15 protein-coding genes are annotated in these 15,558 nt (G+C 69.1%); 9 read left to right on the top strand and 6 right to left on the bottom strand.

Annotated features, from left to right (window positions below; genetic code table 11):
• Nucleotides 1–20: 20 nt before the first annotated feature.
• Together NGJ44_RS01145 and NGJ44_RS01140 are read left to right on the top strand one after the other, a co-directional pair.
• Complete coding sequence (locus NGJ44_RS01145) at nt 21–743, top strand: ComFC family protein (protein WP_251862866.1); 723 nt, start codon at nt 21–23, stop codon at nt 741–743.
• 83 nt (nt 744–826) lie between these two features.
• On the top strand, nt 827–1,297 hold the full coding sequence (locus NGJ44_RS01140) for a tRNA (cytidine(34)-2'-O)-methyltransferase (RefSeq protein WP_251862865.1): 471 nt from the start codon (nt 827–829) through the stop codon (nt 1,295–1,297).
• Between the two features lie 48 nt (nt 1,298–1,345).
• On the opposite strand, the gene NGJ44_RS01135 is transcribed toward NGJ44_RS01140, so the two are convergent.
• The 5 genes from NGJ44_RS01135 to NGJ44_RS01115 all read right to left on the bottom strand — a co-directional run bounded on the left by NGJ44_RS01135 (nt 1,346) and on the right by NGJ44_RS01115 (nt 4,764).
• Nucleotides 1,346–2,338 (bottom strand): Bug family tripartite tricarboxylate transporter substrate binding protein, encoded by a 993-nt coding sequence (locus NGJ44_RS01135; RefSeq protein WP_053246682.1) that lies wholly within the window; start codon nt 2,336–2,338, stop codon nt 1,346–1,348.
• A gap of 68 nt (nt 2,339–2,406) precedes the next feature.
• Nucleotides 2,407–3,459, bottom strand: a complete 1,053-nt coding sequence (locus tag NGJ44_RS01130; RefSeq protein ID WP_251862864.1) for an NAD(P)H-dependent glycerol-3-phosphate dehydrogenase — start codon at nt 3,457–3,459, stop codon at nt 2,407–2,409.
• A gap of 18 nt (nt 3,460–3,477) precedes the next feature.
• Nucleotides 3,478–4,011: a protein-export chaperone SecB gene (gene secB, locus NGJ44_RS01125; protein WP_251862863.1), complete on the bottom strand. Its 534-nt coding sequence runs from the start codon at nt 4,009–4,011 to the stop codon at nt 3,478–3,480.
• A 37-nt stretch (nt 4,012–4,048) separates the two neighbouring features.
• The gene (gene grxC / locus NGJ44_RS01120; RefSeq protein ID WP_251862862.1) at nt 4,049–4,309 is read right to left on the bottom strand and encodes a glutaredoxin 3; all 261 of its coding nucleotides are present in this window, start codon (nt 4,307–4,309) and stop codon (nt 4,049–4,051) included.
• Nucleotides 4,310–4,341: 32 nt separating this feature from the next.
• A complete protein-coding gene (locus NGJ44_RS01115) occupies nt 4,342–4,764 on the bottom strand; it encodes a rhodanese-like domain-containing protein (protein WP_251862861.1) in 423 nt (140 codons plus the stop codon).
• A gap of 188 nt (nt 4,765–4,952) precedes the next feature.
• On the opposite strand from NGJ44_RS01115, the gene gpmA reads away from it, so the two are divergent.
• From gpmA to NGJ44_RS01080, 7 genes are all read left to right on the top strand, one after another.
• On the top strand, nt 4,953–5,705 hold the full coding sequence (gpmA, locus tag NGJ44_RS01110) for a 2,3-diphosphoglycerate-dependent phosphoglycerate mutase (protein ID WP_251862860.1): 753 nt from the start codon (nt 4,953–4,955) through the stop codon (nt 5,703–5,705).
• A gap of 24 nt (nt 5,706–5,729) precedes the next feature.
• Nucleotides 5,730–7,265 (top strand): murein hydrolase activator EnvC family protein, encoded by a 1,536-nt coding sequence (locus NGJ44_RS01105; RefSeq protein ID WP_251862859.1) that lies wholly within the window; start codon nt 5,730–5,732, stop codon nt 7,263–7,265.
• Between the two features lie 88 nt (nt 7,266–7,353).
• Nucleotides 7,354–8,799, top strand: coding sequence for a S41 family peptidase (locus NGJ44_RS01100; protein ID WP_053246462.1), 1,446 nt, complete (start codon nt 7,354–7,356; stop codon nt 8,797–8,799).
• A complete protein-coding gene (locus tag NGJ44_RS01095; RefSeq protein ID WP_251862858.1) occupies nt 8,796–9,578 on the top strand; it encodes a HesA/MoeB/ThiF family protein in 783 nt (260 codons plus the stop codon). Before NGJ44_RS01100 ends, NGJ44_RS01095 begins: the two co-directional genes overlap by 4 nt.
• A 68-nt stretch (nt 9,579–9,646) precedes the next feature.
• Complete coding sequence (locus tag NGJ44_RS01090) at nt 9,647–10,834, top strand: GGDEF domain-containing protein (RefSeq protein ID WP_053246460.1); 1,188 nt, start codon at nt 9,647–9,649, stop codon at nt 10,832–10,834.
• A gap of 75 nt (nt 10,835–10,909) precedes the next feature.
• Nucleotides 10,910–11,629: a FadR/GntR family transcriptional regulator gene (locus tag NGJ44_RS01085; RefSeq protein ID WP_053246459.1), complete on the top strand. Its 720-nt coding sequence runs from the start codon at nt 10,910–10,912 to the stop codon at nt 11,627–11,629.
• A complete protein-coding gene (locus NGJ44_RS01080; protein WP_251862857.1) occupies nt 11,626–13,038 on the top strand; it encodes an FAD-binding oxidoreductase in 1,413 nt (470 codons plus the stop codon). The genes NGJ44_RS01085 and NGJ44_RS01080 overlap by 4 nt, the downstream gene beginning before the upstream one ends.
• 381 nt (nt 13,039–13,419) lie before the next feature.
• Here NGJ44_RS01080 and thiC read toward each other — a convergent pair whose 3' ends face one another.
• Complete coding sequence (gene thiC, locus NGJ44_RS01075) at nt 13,420–15,333, bottom strand: phosphomethylpyrimidine synthase ThiC (protein ID WP_251862856.1); 1,914 nt, start codon at nt 15,331–15,333, stop codon at nt 13,420–13,422.
• Between the last annotated feature and the right edge of the window lie 225 nt (nt 15,334–15,558).

Raw genomic sequence — 15,558 nt, 5'->3', positions numbered from 1 at the left:
ATACGGGCTCAGCCTTCCGATTGACCCTGCGCCGCGCGGGGCGATCGCTGCTGGCCCGCATCGGCTGCGACTGCCCGCTATGCGGCGCGCGCGTCGCGGGGGCGCGGCTGTGCGCCGGGTGTGAGTCCGATATCGCCGGGTCCATGGTCGATCCGGCGGTTCCGCGCTGCCCGCGCTGCGCCCTGCGCCTCAGGCACGGCCACTGCGCGGCCTGCCTGGCGGGCGCGCCGCCGTTCTCGCGCTGCGTGGCGGCGTTCGATTACGAGCCGCCCGCCGACATCCTGGTCCATATGCTCAAGTCCGGGCTGCGGCTGAGCATGGCCCCCGTGCTGGCGGGCATGATGGCGCGCGCCTGCGCGCGACAGGGATTGGTTCTGCCCGCGGGCGCGGTGCTGGTGCCGGTGCCGGCCGGCCGCGCCTCGCTGCGCCGGCGCGGCATGAATCCCGCGGCCGAGATCGCCCGCGCCCTGGCCGGCGAGCTGGATATCCCGCTGGCGCGCGCCGTGCTGGCGCGCCGCCGCGAAACGCCGCGCCAAGCCACGCTGGACCGCCGGGCCCGCCGCCGCGCGGCGCAGGGGCTGTACGTCTGCCGCGAGCCCCTGGCGGGCCGGCACGCGGTACTGGTGGACGACGTCATGACGACCGGCAGCACCGTGCGTGCCGCCGCCCAGGCGCTCATCGCCGGCGGCGCGCAGGACGTAACGGTGCTGGTGGCGGCGCGCACCCCCGGCGGCGCGCCGTAGAGCGCCCGGGAGAACGGCAAATCGGCGACAATCCGCCACATCCGCGTCCCGTTCGGAACGCCGCCGTTTTCTGCGCCTTCGCCATGTTTCACGTCATCCTGGTCTGCCCCGAAATCCCGCCCAACACCGGCAACGCCATCCGGCTTTGCGCCAACACCGGCGCGCAGCTGCACCTGGTGCGCCCGTTGGGATTCGACATGGACGACGCGCGGTTGCGCCGCGCCGGGCTGGACTATCACGAATGGCAGCCTGTGCGCGTGCACGACAGCCTCGAAGAGGCGCTGGCAGACACCGGGGCCGACCCTTCCCATATCTATGCGCTCACCACGCGGGCGCAGCGCAGCGTGGGCGACGTGGCGTTCCGCCCGGGGGATGTGTTCGTGTTCGGCCGCGAAACCTCGGGCCTGTCGGAAGCCCACCAGGCGCTCTTCGCCCCGCAGCAGCGGCTGCGCCTGCCCATGCGTCCGGGGCAGCGCAGCCTCAACCTGTCCAACGCCGTGGCCGTCACCGTATTCGAGGCGTGGCGCCAGCAGGGATACGACGGCGGCCTGTGAGCGGCCGCCGGCCCAGGCGCCCGCGCGGGGCCCCTGGCGCAACAGGCGTCAATCCAGCGAGAGATTCAGCTTCTGGATCACTGGGTCCCAGAGCGCCTTTTCGTCCTTGATGCGGCGGGTGAGCGCCTCGGGCGTGGAAGGCGCGGGCGTGAAGTACTGCTGCGTGAACTGCTTGCGCACCGATTCGCTGCCCAGGATGCGCGACAGCTCGCCGTTCAGGCGCTCGATGATGGGCGTGGGCGTGCCGGCGGGGGCCAGCACGGCGTTCCAGGAAATTGCCTCGAAACCCGGATAGCCTTCGGCCGCCATGGTGGGCACGCCGGGCAGCGCGTCGCTGGGCTGCAGGCTGGTCACGGCCAGCAGCCTGACCTTGCCGTCGCGCGCCTGGGGCACGGCAATGGCGGGCACCATGAAGCCGGCCTGCACGTCGCCGCCGATGATGGCCGAGATCACCTGCGGGAATCCCGAGTACGGGATGTGCGCCAGGTCGATGCCGGCGCGTCCCTTGAACATTTCCATGGCCAGATGGGCCGAGCTGCCCGGGCCCACGGAGCCGTAGTTCAGCGAATTGCCCCGCGATTTCACGAGCTTGACGAAGTCCTGCACCGTGTCCACCTTGAGGCTGGCCGGCACCACCAGCACGTTGGGGCTGGTGCCTACCAGCGTGATGGGCGCCAGGTCGCGCAGCGGATCGTAGCCCAGGGTCTTTTTGTACAGCGTGGGCGCCGTGACCAGCGGGCCGTTGATCGTGTAGAGCAGGGTGTAGCCGTCCGGCCTGGCCTGCGACACGATGCGGGTGCCGATGTTGCCGCCCGCGCCCGGCTTGTTGTCGATCACGATGGGCTGGCCCAGCGCCTGCGACAACGGCTCGGAGATGGTGCGCGCCAGCAGGTCGGGCGAGGAGCCGGGCGGGAAGGGCACCACCAGGTGGATGGGGCGCTCGGGCCAATCGGCGTGGGCGGCCAGCGGCAGCAGGGCCGCCAGCCCCAGGCACAGCTTGCGCAGCAGGGAACCGACCCGGAAATTGCGGGCTATCGACATGACGGAGGTCTCCAGAGTGTTGTGGGCGTTGTGATCGTGCGGACGGAAATCGGGGGCGTATGAGGCTTTCAGCCGGGCGCGTTGCCGCTTTCGTAGCGGGCGTCGCGCGCCAGCAGGGCCGAAACCGCCGTCATGGGCGCCACGCCTTCGAAGAGCACGGCGCAGACGGCCTCGGTGATGGGCAGCTCGACCCGGGCGGCGCGGGCGCGTTCGAGCGCGGCGCGCGCGCAGCGCACGCCCTCGGCGGTGATCCCGCTGGCCAGGATGTCGGCCAGTTTGCGGCCCGCGCCGATTTCCAGGCCCACCTTGCGGTTGCGCGAGAGCTCGCCGGTGGCGGTCAGCACCAGGTCGCCCAGCCCCGTCAGGCCGGCGAAGGTTTCGGCCTGGGCGCCCAGGGCCACGCCGAGGCGGGTCATTTCGGCCAGGCCGCGGGTAATGAGCGCGGCGCGGGCATTGGTGCCCAGCGCCAGTCCGTCGCAGATGCCGCAGGCCACCGCGATGACGTTCTTGAGCGCGCCGCCGACCTCGACGCCGACCAGATCGGCGCTGGCATAGACGCGCAGCGCGCCGCCATGGAAGGCGCGGGTGGTGGTTTCGCGCAGCGCGGCGCTGGCGCTGGCCACGGTGAGCGCCACGGGCAGGCCCCGGGCCACCTCGCGCGCGAACGACGGACCCGACAGCGCGCCGCCGGTGGCGCCGGGCAGCGCCTGGCGCATGATTTCGTGGGGCAGCCGCGCGGTGTCGGCTTCGAAGCCCTTGCAGGTCCAGACGATGGGGGTGTCTTCCAGGCCCAGCGCCGGCAGGCGGCGCGAAAGCTCGCCGCAGAGGGCGGTCAGCCCGGCCACCGGCACGCCCAGCACGATCAGGCGGTCGGCGTCGGCATGGCGCAGGTGCAGGAGCGCGGCGTCGAGGTCGCCGGAGAATTCGAGGGCTTGCGGCAGGGCAATGCCCGGGAGATAGCGCGCGTTCTCGCGCGTGGCGGCCATGGCGGCCGCTTGCGCGGGATCGCGCGCCCAGAGCACGGCGGCATGGCGGCGGCTCGCGGCCGCCGCCAGCGCGGTGCCCCAGCTACCCGCGCCCAGGACGGCGACGCGCAGGCTGCGGGCGGCGGGAGTGGCCATGGGGCGCCGCGTCCCGGCTTACTGGCGGGTGGCGCCCGGGGGCAGGATGATGCCCGAATCGGCGCCGTTGCCATTGGAGGCGCTTTGCTGCTGGGCCAGCTCGGCCAGGCGCTGTTCGTACAGGGCCTGGAAGTTCACCTCGGTCAGGTGCAGCGGGGGCAGCGAGCTGCGCGTGATCGCGTCGGCGATGTTGGCGCGCAGGTACGGGTACAGCATGGTGGGGCACACGATGCCCAGCAGCGGATCGAGCTGCTCGGCAGGGATGTTGGCGGCCTCGAAGATGCCGGCCTGCGTGCCTTCCACAAGGTACAGCACCTTGTCGTTCACGCGGGTGGTGACCGTGACGGTGACGGTGGTTTCGAACACGGTTTCGGCCAGGCGCTGGCCGCCGACGTTGATGCTCACTTCCACCTGGGGCGCTTCCTGCTCCAGGAAGATGTGGGGCGCATTCGGCATTTCCAGGGACAGGTCTTTCAGGTAGACGCGCTGCAGATTGAACGAGGGCGCGTCGTTGCCGCCTTCCTGCTGGGTGTTTTGGTCTTGATCAGCCATGAGTGTTTCCGTTGGTGGGATGGGCAAAAGGCGGTTGTCAGCCGTTGTTGAGCAGCGGAGCGAGGCCGCCGGCGCGGTCCAGCGCCATCAGGTCGTCGCAGCCGCCGACGTGAGTATCGCCGATGAAGATCTGCGGCACGGTGCGTCGTCCGGTGCGTTCGATCATGATGTCGCGCTGCGACGGGTCGCGGTCGATCTGGATGACTTCGAGGTCGGCCACGCCGCGCTGCTCCAAGAGCGCCTTGGCGCGCGCGCAATACGGACAATAGTCCTTGCTGTACATGACCACTTTTTTCATAGGCGCTCCTGATGATGCGTTCGTTGCCGGGCTCAGCCCTTCTGGGTGATGGGCAGACCGGCGGCCAGCCAGGCGCGCATGCCGCCTTCGAGCGGCGTCGCGTCGGCGTAGCCCTGGGCGCGCAGCCGGGCGGCGATGCGCGTGGAATCGCGGCCATTTTCGCAGACCACGATGAGGGGCTTGTTCTTGGGCAGGCTGGCGGCCTTCTTTTCGAGATCGGCGGCCGGCACGCTGCGGGCCTGGGCGATGTGCCCGGCCTGGAACTGCTCGGCGGGGCGCACGTCCACCCACACGGCCTGGCGCTGGTTCACCATCTGGATCGCTTCGCCGGTGCTGACGGCGCCGCCGGCGCGGCCCTTGCGCAGCGCCGGCCAGGCCAGCATCGCGCCGGACACCACGGCGATAGCGACGATGAAGAGGTTGTTCTTGTCAAGCAGAAAGTGCAGAAAGTCCACGAGGCATCCTGAAGTGCGGCGCCGGCCGGAAGCGGCCGGGTCCGGAGTAAGAACCGAATGAAAGCCGGCCCCGCGCGCCCCGCCAATGGACGGACGAGGTGCGCCGGGGTGAAATCAAGGGCAAAATCGCGCAATTATAAAATGAGCGCATTCCTCAACTTTAACCCGCGCCGAAAGCGCGCCACGCCATGCACAAACTCGTTCTGATGCGCCACGGCGAAAGCCAGTGGAACCTCGAAAACCGCTTCACGGGCTGGACCGACGTCGACCTCACCGAAACCGGCCGCGAACAGGCCCGCAAGGCGGGCGAATTGCTCAAGAAAGAAGGCTATGCCTTCGACCTGGCCTACACCTCGGTGCTCAAGCGCGCCATCCGCACCCTCTGGATCGCGCTGGACGCCATGGACGCCATGTACACCCCCGTGGGCGTGAGCTGGCGGCTGAATGAGCGCCACTACGGCGCGCTGCAGGGGCTGAACAAGGCCGAAACCGCCGCCAAGTTCGGCGACGAGCAAGTGCTGATCTGGCGCCGCGCCTATGCCATCGCGCCCGAGCCGCTCTCGCTGGACGATCCGCGCCACCCGCGCTTCGACAGCCGCTACGCCAAGGTGCCGGCCGACCAGCTTCCGGCCACCGAATGCCTGAAAGACACCGTGGCCCGCGTGCTGCCGTTCTGGAACGAGTCCATCGCCCCGGCCATCCGCTCCGGCCGCAAGGTGCTGGTCGCCGCGCACGGCAACAGCCTGCGCGCGCTCATCAAATACCTCGACGGCATGTCCGAAGACGACATCGTCAACCTGAACATCCCGACCGGCCAGCCGCTCGTCTACGAGCTGGATGATGACCTGCGCCCCATCCGCCACTATTATCTGGGCGATGCCGCCGAGATCGAGGCGGCCATGGCCGCCGTGGCTGCCCAGGGCAAGGCCAAGAAGGACTGATCTCCAGGGAAAAGGTTGGCACACATGCGTCGCGCCGCGGGGTTGCTGTTGTCGGTCATGCTGGCCGCGGGGGCGCATGCCGCCCGCGGCGCGCCCGCCGATCTGGCCGGCAGGCAGTCCGAGGCCGAGCGGCAGCAGGCCCGGCTGCGCGAACGCATCGAGGCCCTGCAAAAGGACATCGACGTCCGGGAGGCGGCCCGCAAGGAGGCGGCCGACGCGTTGCGGCAGTCCGAGTCGGCCATTTCCCGCATCAATCTCAGGTTGCGCGAACTCGCCGAGGCCGGCAGCCAGGCCGAGGCCGACCTGGCCAGCCTGGAAAAGCAGATCGCCGCACAGCAGGCCGTGCTCGCCAGGCGGCGCGCCGAGCTGGCCGGCCAGCTTCGCACGCAATACACCAGCGGCCTGTCGCCCTGGACGGCCCTGCTTTCGGGCGACGACCCGCAGGAGCTGGGGCGCAACCTGGGCTATCTCGACTACGTGTCGCGCGCCCGCGCCCAGGCCGTGCAGGCGCTGCGGACCGACATCGACCGCCTTGCCGCCCTGCAGGGCCGCGCCGACGCCCGCCGCGACGAAATCCAGAAGGTGACGGCCGAGACTTCCGAGCAGAAGTCGGCCCTGGTCCAACAGCAGAAAGAGCGCGCGACGCTCCTGGCGCAGCTGGAGGGCCAGATTACCGCCCAGCGCGCCGAGGCCAGCAAGCTGGGCCGCGACGACCAGCGGCTGTCGCGCCTGATTTCCGATCTGGACGCCGCCATTGCCCGGCAGGCGGAGGAAGCGCGGCGCGCCGAGGAAGCCCGCCGCAAGGCGGAAGAGGCGCGCCGGCAGGAAGAGGCCCGCCGCGCCGCCGAGGAAGCGCAGCGGCGGGCCGAGGCCGCCCGCCGGCAGGCCGACAGCGCCCGCCGCGAACGCGAGGCCCGCGAGGCGGCCCAGGCGCGCGAGCAGGTCGAGGCGGCTACCCGCCAGGGCCAGCCGCCTCATGGTCCGGTGGCGCTGGCCGATCCCGATGCGGCCGGGCTGCGGCCCGCGGAGGGCGATCAGGGCTGGAAGGCGCGGGGCGCGGGCGCTCCGGAAAAACAGGTGGAACCGCCGCGCAAAGCGGAACCGGAAGCCGCCGCCGCCACTCCAACCCGCAGTGCGTCCGTGCAACCCGCGCCGCGCGCCGCGCCGCCGGGCAACGGCCTGCACCGCGGTCTGACGCCGCCGGTGCGCGGCCAGGTGCAGGGCCGCTTCGGCGTGGACCGTCCGGACGGCGGCGTGTGGCGGGGCATCGTGCTGCGCGCCCCGGAAGGCACCCCCGTCAAGGCGGTGGCGCCGGGTACGGTGGTCTACGCTGATTGGCTGCGGGGTTTCGGCAACCTCATCATTGTGGATCATGGTCAGCAATACCTGACGGTCTATGCTTACAACCAAAGTCTGCTCAAGAGGGTGGGGGATCCCGTGGCGGCGGGCGACACCATCGCCAGCGTGGGGGCGACCGGCGGCCAAGTGGAATCCGGCCTATACTTTGAAATTCGCCATCGTGGCGCTCCTGTGGATCCGGCCCAGTGGCTGGCGCCATAGGGTTGAATGAGTCGTTGGTCGAAGGCTGCTGGTATATCGGTGCCGTTCTACTGAATCCCATCGGCGAAAACATATTCGGGAAGTGTGCATGAGCACTCGCAAGTTTCGCGGTTTCGGTCTGATTGCCATCGGTGCGGTGGCGGGCGCGCTGCTGAGCGTGGGCGTGACGGCAGTCGCGCAGCGCGGCAGCCCCTTGCCCCTGGACGAGCTCCGGCAGCTCAGCAACGTCTTTGCGGCCATCAAGAACAACTACGTCGAGGCGGTCGATGACAAGACGCTCATCGACAACGCCATCTCGGGCATGGTGTCCAACCTCGACCCGCACTCGGCCTACCTCGATGCCGACGCCTTCCGCGAGATGCAGACGGCCACGCAGGGCGAGTTCGGCGGGCTGGGCATCGAAGTCGGCGCCGAAGACGGCTTCGTCAAGGTGATCTCCCCCATCGAAGACACGCCCGCCGCGCGGGCTGGCGTGCAGGCCGGCGACCTCATCATCAAGATCGACGACACGCCCACCAAGGGCATGTCGCTGAGCGACGCCGTCAAGCTCATGCGCGGCGCGCCCAAGTCGCCCATCACGCTCACCATCATGCGCGCCGACCATCCCCAGCCCATCGTGCTGAAGATCGTCCGCGACATCATCAAGGTGCGCAGCGTGCGCAGCAAGATGCTGGACAACGGCGTGGGCTACGTGCGCATCGCCCAGTTCCAGGAAAAGACTGGCGCCGACCTGGCCAAGCAGCTCAAGGATCTCGGCGCCAAGGAAGCGCCCAAGGGCCTGGTGCTCGACCTGCGCAACGATCCGGGCGGCCTGCTTACCAGCGCCATCGGCGTGGCCGGCGCCTTCCTGCCGCCCGACGCGCTGGTGGTGACCACCGACGGCCGCACGCCCGACGCCCGCCACAAGTACCTGGCCACCCCGGCCGAGTACGCGCGCGGCGAAAGCAACTATCTGGCCGGCCTGCCGGCCTGGGTGAAGACCGTGCCCATGGTGGTGCTGGTCAACGTGGGCTCGGCCTCGGCCTCCGAAATCGTGGCCGGCGCGCTGCAAGACCACAAGCGCGCCAAGGTGCTGGGCAACCGTACCTTCGGCAAGGGTTCGGTGCAGGTCATCCTGCCGCTGTCGGAGTCCACGGCCGTCAAGCTCACCACGTCGCGCTACTTCACGCCCAGCGGCCGTTCCATCCAGGCCACGGGCATCGAGCCCGACTACGTGGTGGCCGACACCGCGCAGGGCGACCTGTTCCGCCTGCCGCGCGAAGCCGACCTGCAGCGCCACCTGTCCAACCAGCAGACCGCCAACGAGGTGAAGTCCAACGCCGACCAGGACAACGTCGACGTCCCGACCAAGGTCTTCGAGTTTGGCGGCAAGGACGACTTCCAGCTCCAGCAGGCGCTGAACCTGCTGGCGGGCAAGCCGGTCGAGAAGGGGTCGGCGCGCGCCCAGGCCAAGGCCGACTCCAAGCCCGCCATGGGCTCCACCGAGCGCATGAAGATCACCCCGTCCGGAGTGGAACCCTCCAAGGGCAAATGAACGACGAGCAACTGCTGCGCTATGCCCGGCACATCCTGCTCGATGAGCTGGGCATCGAAGGGCAGGAAAAGCTGCTGGCTTCGCACGCGCTGGTCGTGGGTGCCGGTGGGCTGGGCTCCCCGGCCGCGCTGTATCTCGCCACGGCGGGGGTGGGCGAAATCACCCTGGCCGACGACGATTCGGTCGAGCTGAGCAATCTCCAGCGCCAGATCCTGCACACCACGGCCAGCGTGGGCCGGCCCAAGGCCGAATCCGGGCGCGACCTGCTGGCCGCCTTCAACCCGCAGGTGCGCGTGCATGCCCGCGTGGAGCGCCTGCAGGGGCAGGCGCTGTCCGATGCCGTGGCCCAGGCCGACGTTGTGCTGGACTGCACCGACAATTTCGCCACCCGCCACGCCATCAACCGCGCCTGCCTGCGGCACCGCAAGCCCCTGGTGTCGGGCGCGGCCATCCGCTTCGACGGCCAGGTCAGCGTCTATGACCTGCGCGACGGGCGCGCTCCCTGTTATCACTGCCTGTTTCCGGAAGCCGACGACGTCGAAGCGGTCAATTGCGCCACCACGGGCGTGTTCGCGCCGCTGGTGGGCATCATCGGCAGCATGCAGGCGGCGGAGGCGCTGAAACTGCTTGCCGGCGTCGGCGAGAGCCTGTCCGGCCGGCTGCTCTGGCTGGACGCGCGCACCATGCAGTGGCGCAGCGTAAACGTGCTGCGCGATCCCGAATGCGCGGTCTGCGGGCGCCGGCCCGTTGCTGCCGGTGAAACTGTTTCGGAATATTAATAAGATCAAATTCCTGCTATAACGCAGCCAGTCCCGCGTTTCTGGCGGGAAACCTTGGACCCCACGGCGTGGATACAGGACCCAGTTTCCGATTACCCAGGTGGCGCCTGACGCGCTGGCTTACCGATTCCGGCCCAGACACCCCTCCCGACATCCGCGTGGCGTTGGTGGGCAGCCTGTTCGGCACGCTGCCGATCTTCGCTGGCGGGGTCATCAATACCCTCATGGTTTCCGGCGTGGTCACCTGGCGGCGCCCGGAGCCCATGTACATTTCGTGGCTGATCCTGGAGGTGCTGCTGGCGCTGGTGCGCGTGCTGGTCCTGCGGCATGCCCTGAAAGCCTCGCGCGCCGGCGGCAACACCCACACCGACCTGTACATCATGCTGGCCCTGGCCTGGGCTTTCAGCGTGGGCTACGGCGTTTTCGCGACCTTCATCAACGGCGACTGGCTGGCCGCCACTCTGGCGGGGATATCCTGCGGGGCCATGGCGGGCGGCATCTGTTTCCGCAATTACGGCGCGCCGAGGCTGGTGGGCGCCATGATCTTCCTCAGCCTGGGGCCGATGTGCCTGGCGGCGCTGTTCACGGGCGAAGTGGTCATGGGCATTGTGTTCATCCAGATTCCGTTCTACCTCGTCAGCATGAGCATCGCGTCGCACCGGCTGAACCGCATCCTGGTGTCCACCATGCAGGCCGAACGCGAAAACGAGCGCCGCGCGAGCCAGGACGCATTGACGGGCCTGGCCAACCGGGCCGGGCTCGAAGCCGCGCTCGAGCGCGTCTGCGCCAGCAAGCGCGAGCACGACGCGGCTGCGGCGCTGCTGTACCTGGACATGGACGATTTCAAGATCATCAACGACACCCATGGCCATGCCGCGGGCGACGAGGTGCTCAAGACCATCGCCGCGCGCATGCGCGGCATGCTGCGCGTGGACGACGTGGCGGCGCGCATCGGCGGCGACGAGTTCGTGGTCCTGGTGACGGGCATCGACGCCGAAGCCGCGGTGCGGCTTGGGGAGCACTTGCTGCTCGAAGTCTCCAAGCCCATCGCCCTGGCCGACGGCACCCTGGTGTCGGTGGGGCTGTCGGCCGGCATTTCCATCCTGGCCGGCCCGCAGCGCACGCCCCAGGCGGCCATGCTGGCCGCCGACACGGCGCTGTATCGCGCCAAGGCCATGGGCGGGCGGCGCTGTGCCGTGGCCGACGCGCAGGCAATCACCGATCTCGGCCTGGACCAGGCGGCCGCCGCGGCCTGAGAGCGGCGGCTCGACGCCGGCTAGGCCGCCCCAAAAGTTTTCATATAACCTGAAAACTATGCCTATAATCCCGCCATGCTCGCCCGCACGCTCACATTGACCGAACAGGTGGCCCACCGCATTGCCGAAGACATCGCCAACGGCGTGTACCCCGTGGGCGCCAAGCTGCCCGCCGGCCGCGCGCTTGCGGACCAGTATGGCGTCAGCGCCGCGGTAATCCGCGAAGTCACCGAACGGCTGCGCGCCCAGGGCCTGATCCAGAGCCGCCAGGGGTCGGGCTGCACCGTGCTGGCGCGCACCGGAGCCCAGGGGTTCCAGGTATCGGCCGACGTGGGCCTGGACCGGCGCCAGCTCGCCAGCGTCTACGAACTGCGCATGGAACTGGAAGGCGGGGCCGCCGCGCTGGCCGCGCTGCGCCGCACGGAGCCCGACCTGCGCGCCATGGAGCGCGCGCTGCAGCGCCTGGAGGCCCACCTGGACCATCCCGAGCACGGCGTGGAGCACGACATCGCCTTTCACGTCGCCATCGCGGCCGCCACGCACAACGGCTATTACCAGGAGCTGCTGCGCTACCTCAATCTGCAATTGCGCATGGCGGTTGCCACGGCGCGCTCGCATACCGCGCGCCAGCAGGGGCTGGCCGCCGCCGTCCACCAGGAACACGTGGCCGTGCTCCAGGCCATACGCCGCCAGGATCCGGAGGGCGCCCGCCAGGCCGCCACCGGCCATCTGAAGCTGGCCGCCGCCCGGCTGAACCTCGATCTCCCTTTATCCGACCCGAGTCCGCAATCATGAGTCCCTCCGATTTCCCCGCGCGCCTGCTCCAGACCCTGGGGCCGGACACTGTTCTCACCGCTGCCGACGACATCGCGCCCTGGCTTGCCGATTGGCGGGGCCTGTACAAGGGGCAGGCCCAGGCCGTCGTCCGTCCCCGCAGCACGGAAGAGGTCGCGGCCTGCCTCGCGCTGTGCCAGCAGGCCGGCGTGGCCGTGGTGCCGCGCGGCGGCAATACCGGGCTGTGCGGCGGCGCGACGCCGGACGCCTCGCCCGCCAACGTGGTGCTCAGCCTGGATCGGATGAACGCCATCCGTTCCATCGACACCATCGCCAATACCATGGTGGCCGAGGCGGGCTGCATCCTGGGCAATCTGCGCCGCGCGGCGCAGGAAGCCGGGCGCCTGCTGCCGTTGTCGCTGGCGGCCGAGGATTCCAGCCAGATCGGCGGCAACGTCGCCACCAATGCCGGCGGCGTCAACGTGGTGCGCTACGGCATGGCCCGCGAGCTGGTGCTGGGCCTGGAAGCCGTGCTGCCCACCGGCGAGGTGTTCCACGGCCTGCGCACGCTGCGCAAGGACAACACGGGCTACGACCTCAAGCAGCTGCTGATCGGTTCCGAAGGCACGCTGGGCGTGATCACCGCGGTGGCGCTGCGGCTGTTTCCCCGGACCGACGTGCGTTCGGTGGTGCTGGCGGCGGTGGAGTCGCCCATGCAGGCCCTGCGGCTTTTCGAGCTGCTGTTCCAGAAGTGCGGCGCGCGCCTGCAGGCGTTCGAATTCTTTTCCGGCGACTGCGTAGACCTGGTGCTGAAGCACGCTGAGGGCGTGCAGGAACCCTTTGCCCAGCGCTATCCGGCCTACGTGCTGGTGGAGCTGGCCGACACGGCCGACGAGGCGGCGCTCAATGCGCTGCTCGAAAGCGTGATCGGCCAGGCGCTCGAAGAGGGGCTGTGCCTGGACGCGGCCGTTTCGGCCTCGCTGGCGCAGCTGCAGGCGCTGTGGAAGCTGCGCGAGGAAATCTCGGAGGCGCAGCGCGCCGATGGCCCGCACCTCAAGCACGATGTTTCGCTGCCTATCGAGCGCATTCCCGATTTCATGGCTTCCGCCGAGGCGCGGGTGCGGGCCCTGTACCCCGATATCCGGCCGTACATCTTCGGCCACTTCGGCGACGGCAATCTCCACTACAACCTGTCGCGCCCGGCCGGCGCCGACCGCGATTGGGCGGCGGCGCACGGGGCGGCGATCACGGATGCCGTGCTGGACGAGGTGAATCGCTACGGCGGCAGCATTTCGGCGGAGCACGGAATCGGGCAGTTGAAGCGGGACCATTTCCTGCACAGCAAGAATCCGCTGGAGTTGCGCTTGATGCGGGAGATCAAGGCGGTGCTGGATCCTGCGGGGATCATGAATCCGGGGAAGTTGCTCTAAGTTTTCGGGCGCCCGGATGTCAGTCTGGCATGCGCGCTGGCGCGCATCGGGAGAGCGTGCGCGGGCGAGACTGCGGAGGGATGCCGGCGGACCCGCCATGTCAGCCCGGCTTGACTGCCTCCAAAGAGGCGGACGCCAAACCGGCGCCCATGCCGCACGCGAAGCGTCATCATCACGACGCAAGACGCCGCGCGAGCCCCGCAAGGCCGCTCGCGCGGCCGGTGCGGGGCGGGCGTCGCAGGATTCCCCCTCCGCCTGCGCCCGTGGCGCAACCCCCAGGCACGCGGCCCGTCCCGGCCGGCGGTCGAGGTTCGAGTGCCGGGCGGCCCAAGAACCCAAGCCGCGCCCCGGCAGACCCGCAAACTCCGCTTCAGCAGGCCCTCACTGCCGGTGATAAACCTCGGCCCCCTTCCGCACGAACTCCACCGACTTTTCCTGCATGCCCTTCTGCAGGGCTTCTTTTTCACTCACACCCAGCGACGCGGCATAGTCGCGCACGTCCTGGGTGATCTTCATGCTGCAGAAGTGCGGGCCGCACATGGAGCAGAAATGCGCGACCTTCATCGAATCCTTGGGCAGCGTCTCGTCGTGGAACTCGCGCGCCGTATCCGGGTCCAGGCCCAGGTTGAACTGGTCTTCCCAGCGGAACTCGAAACGCGCCTTGGACAGCGCGTTGTCGCGGATCGCTGCGCCCGGATGGCCCTTGGCCAGGTCCGCCGCGTGGGCCGCGATCTTGTACGTGATGATGCCGTCCTTCACGTCTTTCTTGTTAGGCAGGCCCAGGTGTTCCTTCGGCGTCACGTAGCAGAGCATTGCCGTGCCGTACCAGCCGATCAGCGCCGCGCCGATGCCCGAGGTGATGTGGTCGTAGCCCGGCGCGATGTCGGTGGTGAGCGGCCCCAGGGTATAGAACGGCGCTTCGTGACAGTGCTCGAGCTGCAGGTCCATGTTCTCCTTGATCATCTGCATCGGCACGTGGCCCGGGCCTTCGATCATGACCTGCACGTCGTGCTTCCAGGCGATCCGGGTCAGTTCGCCCAGCGTCTTGAGTTCGGCGAACTGCGCCTCGTCGTTGGCGTCGTAGCCCGAGCCCGGCCGCAGGCCGTCGCCCAGCGAGAAGCTCACGTCATACGCCTTCATGATTTCGCAGATTTCCTCGAAACGTTCGTAGAGGAAGCTTTCCTTGTGATGCGCCAGGCACCACTTGGCCATGATGGAGCCGCCGCGCGAGACAATGCCCGTCATGCGGTCGGCGGTCATGGGAATGAAGGGCAGGCGCACGCCGGCATGGATGGTGAAGTAGTCCACCCCCTGTTCGGCCTGCTCGATCAGCGTGTCGCGGAAGATCTCCCAGGTCAGCTCCTCGGCCTTGCCGTCCACTTTCTCAAGCGCCTGGTAGATGGGCACCGTGCCGATCGGCACCGGCGAGTTGCGGATGATCCACTCGCGCGTCTCGTGGATGTGCTTGCCGGTGGAGAGGTCCATGACCGTGTCGCCGCCCCAGCGGATGGCCCAGGTCATTTTCTCCACTTCCTCGCCGATGCCGGAACTGACGGCGGAATTGCCGATGTTGGCGTTGATCTTCACCAGGAAATTGCGGCCGATGGCCATGGGCTCGATTTCCGGATGGTTGATGTTGGCCGGGATGATGGCGCGGCCGCGCGCGACCTCGTCGCGCACGAACTCGGGCGTGATGGCCGCGGGAATGGACGCGCCGAAAGACTGGCCCGGATGCTGGCGCAGCAGCCGGCGGGCCAGCTTCTCGCCTTCGGGGCCGCTGTCGCGCAGCGATTGCAGGTACTGCTCGCGGCGCAGGTTCTCGCGGATGGCCACGAACTCCATCTCGGGCGTGATGATGCCGCGGCGGGCATAGTGCATCTGCGTTACGTTGGCCCCGCTGCGCGCGCGGCGGGGCGGGCGGCGCAGGTCGAAGCGCATGGCGGTCAGCTTCGGGTCGGTCAGGCGCTGCTTGCCGTATTCGCTGGTCGGGCCAGCCAGCAATTCCGTGTCGCCGCGTTCTTCGATCCAGGCGCGGCGCAGCTCCGGCAGGCCGCGGCGGATGTCGATCTTGACGTCCGGGTCCGTATACGGACCGCTGGTGTCGTAGACTGTCAGCGGCGGGTTCTTCTCGCCGCCGAACATGGTCGGCGTGTCGTCCTGCTCGATTTCCCGGAAGGGCACGCGGATGTCCGGCCGCGTGCCGGTCTGGTACACCTTGCGGGAACGGGGCAAAGGCGCGACGGCGGCCGCGTCCACTTCGGCGGTGGCGGCCAGGAATTTGGGATTGGCGTTCATGGAAAGCTCCAAACGAAAGGTTGGAGCCGATCGGGAAGGAATTCCCGCGGCGCGGCACGCTGGACGGGAAGACGGCTCCCAGCATCGGCATTATCCGTACTGGTACGAAGGGACTCTCTCAACACGCCGCGGCCCGGAAAGGGCAGCGGCGAGTACCCCTGCACGAAGCCGAAGTATAGAGCCTGCGCGCGCGGGGCGGCTACGCACGCTGCAATCCGCGGGTCG

Origin of the sequence: Achromobacter sp. Marseille-Q4962 (assembly GCF_943737005.1) — a bacterium.
Classification (GTDB): domain Bacteria; phylum Pseudomonadota; class Gammaproteobacteria; order Burkholderiales; family Burkholderiaceae_B; genus Achromobacter.
Note: the sequence above shows the minus strand (reverse complement) of the source record. Positions and strands in the feature narration are given on the sequence as shown.